Annotated in this window: 3 protein-coding genes; 2 read left to right on the top strand and 1 reads right to left on the bottom strand. The window is 57.5% G+C overall.

Annotated elements, in window-relative coordinates; all coding sequences use genetic code 11:
- Positions 1 to 93 precede the first annotated feature (93 nt).
- On the top strand, positions 94 to 1,002 hold the full coding sequence (locus ACOVRA_RS02470) for a histone deacetylase (RefSeq protein WP_421718911.1): 909 nt from the start codon (positions 94 to 96) through the stop codon (positions 1,000 to 1,002).
- Between the two features lie 173 nt (positions 1,003 to 1,175).
- A complete protein-coding gene (locus tag ACOVRA_RS02465; RefSeq protein WP_421718910.1) occupies positions 1,176 to 1,622 on the top strand; it encodes an endonuclease domain-containing protein in 447 nt (148 codons plus the stop codon).
- Between the two features lie 152 nt (positions 1,623 to 1,774).
- Here ACOVRA_RS02465 and ACOVRA_RS02460 read toward each other — a convergent pair.
- A partial coding sequence (locus tag ACOVRA_RS02460; protein ID WP_421718909.1) for an aldehyde dehydrogenase family protein occupies positions 1,775 to 2,481 on the bottom strand: 707 nt, incomplete at its 5' end.

Genomic DNA, 2,481 nt, shown 5'->3' with positions numbered 1-2,481 from the left:
GCGCTGATGCCATCCAGCTTTATACCGCTCTGGTCTTTGAAGGGCCGGGCCTTGTCCAGAAAATCAAGGACGGGCTGAGGACAGGCTGAGCCCATGCGCCTCCTGCCCATCGTCCACCACACAGACTATACCGCCGATACGCCGGACGGCCATCGCTTCCCCATGCAAAAGTTCGCCCAACTGGCCGACATTTTGCGCCAAGACGGTCTCGCCCCGCATGGCTTTGTGACCCCTGAACCAATTGCACGGGCAGACCTGATCCGTGCGCACACGCCTGCCTATGTTGATGGGGTGTTGGGCCGAACTTTGGATGCAGCGGCGGTACGGCGCATCGGCTTTAGTCTGACAGTGCGCGTCGTCCTGCGCGCACAATTGGCCACGGCGGGCACGCTTTTGGCGGCGCGTCTGGCGTTGCAAGAGGGCCTGGCCTGCAACAGCGCGGGCGGCAGCCACCATGCCCGGGCCGATCAAGGCGCAGGCTTTTGCGTTTTTAATGACGTGGCGGTTGCCGCCTCTGTCCTATTGGCCGAAGGGGCTGTGAACCAGATTCTGGTAGTAGATTTAGACGTCCATCATGGCGATGGTACGGCCCTAATTTTTAGTGATGAGCCGCGCGTCTTCACCTTTTCCATGCATTGCGATGACAATTGGCCCTTAGAAAAACCACCTTCTGATTTGGATGTCGCGCTGCCCAAAGGGACGGGGGATGCAGCCTATCTCGCCGCTCTCGACCAGTATTTGCCTGCCTTGCTTGATCACGTTCGCCCGGATCTGGTGTTCTATATTGCGGGCGTTGACCCGCATCAGGATGATCGTTTGGGTAAACTCGCCTTAACTGATCAAGGCATCATGACGCGCGAGCGCCGCGTGATCGCAGCCGTACGTAGTCGGTCTATTCCTCTGGTGACGGTCCTAGGTGGCGGCTATGGCCACGACGTCACCGCCGTCGCGCGGCGGCACAGCTTCGTCTTTCACGCGGCGGCGGATTTTTTGGTGGGGTAATGGGGCGGCCGTCAAGAGAGCGCAGCTTTTGACACTTAGCCGCTTCCCCATTCATGGGGAAGCTGTCCCGAAGGGACTGAAGGGGTAATTGCAAAAGCCATCAAATTTCTTTCTAAGGTAGATTCATAGAAAAAATTCTTGAAGATTGTAAATTGGCATGACAGGTTACTTGGATGCCCGCGCCAATCCCATCACATGCGGAACGCACAATGTGGTTTGCCCTGAGATCAGGCCGCGCTGGTGCCGTGTTCAGGCGGGAGCACCCTATAGGCCCGTATCGAGCCGATTTTGCTTGCTTGAGTTTAGGTCTCGTTATTGAGATGGATGGTGGGCAACATATGGCAACATCCGCCTATGATGCAAAACGCGACCTATATTTGGAATCCGAAGGCTGGAAAGTGCTCAGGATCCTCAATATCAATTGGTTTCAAAATCCAAGCGGCACGCTTTTGGCAATTGATGAAACATTAGAGGCATCGCGCTTGGAGCGCATGACTTTGTTTCCAGACGCCTATGCTAAGACGCCTATGAATCGGTTGAGGAAGCTCGCTGAACTGCCCCTTCACCGGCTTCGCCGGAGCTTCCCCATAAATGGGGAAGCGGCAACCGGAAGCAGCTGAGACAGGCCGCTTCCCCGCTCGCGGGGTTTCGGCGCATGCGCCGATGTGGCCGCGAAGCGGTCTGAAGGGGTTCAGCTCAGCGCGGGGACCTCAGAGGATTTTATGGCACAAGGTCCCGGATCGGCTTTCGCCGTCCGGGATGATAGTGCGTTTTATTCCGCCGCGACGGCGCCATAGCCCATGACGGCTTTGACTTCGAGGAATTCTTCGAGGCCGAAGTCGCCCCATTCGCGGCCGTTGCCGGATTGCTTATAGCCACCAAACGGCGCTACCGTGTCGGTGCTGGCGCCATTGATGTGGATCATGCCAGCGCGGATTTGCTTGGCGACCGCGCGTGCATGGTCGAGGTTTTCCGACTGGACATAGCCCGACAGGCCGTAAACCGTGTCATTGGCCATTGCGACGGCGTCTGCTTCGGAATCGTAGGGGATCATGGTCAGCACGGGGCCAAAGATTTCTTCGCGCGCGATCGTGGTGTCATTGGTATCGCTGACGAACACGGTTGGGCGCACGAAATAGCCCTTGTTGAAGCCTTCAGGGCGACCCATGCCGCCAGCCACCAAGGTGGCCTCTTTCATGCCGATTTCGATCAAGGATTGAACCTTCTCGAACTGGCGACCATTGGCCAATGGACCCATGGCAAAGCGCTTGTCGCCAGCAGGATCAGCAACCACAACCGATTCTGCGGTCGCTTTCGCAACAGCGGTGGCTTCGCCCAGTTTCGCGCGCGGCACGAACATGCGGGTTGGTGCGTTGCACGACTGGCCCGAATTGGTCATGACTTGCATGACGCCTGCAGAAACCGCCTTTTGAATGTCGGCATCTTCCAGAACGATGTTAGGCGACTTGCCACCGAGTT

The organism is Aquidulcibacter sp. (assembly GCF_049239865.1).
In the GTDB taxonomy this organism is placed as follows: Bacteria; Pseudomonadota; Alphaproteobacteria; order Caulobacterales; family Aquidulcibacteraceae; genus Aquidulcibacter.
Note: the sequence above shows the minus strand (reverse complement) of the source record. Positions and strands in the feature narration are given on the sequence as shown.

Bases quoted from the DNA above. Each gene is read 5' to 3' on its own strand.
- ACOVRA_RS02470 (WP_421718911.1), top strand. From the start codon at position 94: ATGCGCCTCCTGCCCATCGTCCACCACACAGACTATACCGCCGATACG.
- ACOVRA_RS02465 (WP_421718910.1), top strand. From the start codon at position 1,176: ATGCCCGCGCCAATCCCATCACATGCGGAACGCACAATGTGGTTTGCC.